At 46.6% G+C, this 481-nt stretch carries 1 protein-coding gene; it reads right to left on the bottom strand.

What is annotated here, in order from left to right; all coding sequences use genetic code 11:
* Positions 1-481: Eco57I restriction-modification methylase domain-containing protein (locus tag HUK38_RS14775; RefSeq protein ID WP_202985593.1), on the bottom strand; the 481-nt coding region annotated here is incomplete at both ends.

Genomic DNA, 481 nt, shown 5'->3' with positions numbered 1-481 from the left:
TTCCCAGGGCGGATTCGTTATAATTGCATCAAACCCGCCGCGTTCATTCAACACCTGATCGAATTCAAAGCCCCAGTGGAACGGTTTTAATTGCGCAACATCCGCCGTTGTTAATGCCCGTTTAATTGGTTTACCCAGTTTTTGTTTCGCATCATCCCAGGTCGCCTGTTCAAACTTCACCCCCGCCTGCCCCATTTCCTGCAATAGCAAATCATTTAATACCAACTGCGCCGCCGTGCGATGTTGATTAATTTCCTGTTTAATTGCCGCCAAATCCACTTTGGAATACTCCGCCGTCGTATCCCGATATAAACCAATTAAGCGATTCTTCTCCGCCACCACCCGCGCATATTCACCACTGGAAAACAAATCGGCATGTTTTTTCTGCTGTTCTGAATAGGCCGCCGCGTTGACTTGTAATAACCCAACTAATGAATTACCGGTCAACAGATTAAAATCGATATTCGGCAACGGCTCCAAT

The sequence above is a fragment of the Thiospirillum jenense genome, from assembly GCF_014145225.1.
Lineage (GTDB): Bacteria > Pseudomonadota > Gammaproteobacteria > Chromatiales > Chromatiaceae > Thiospirillum > Thiospirillum jenense.
The sequence above is the reverse complement of the archived record's forward strand: the minus strand, read 5'-3'. Positions and strand labels throughout refer to the sequence as shown.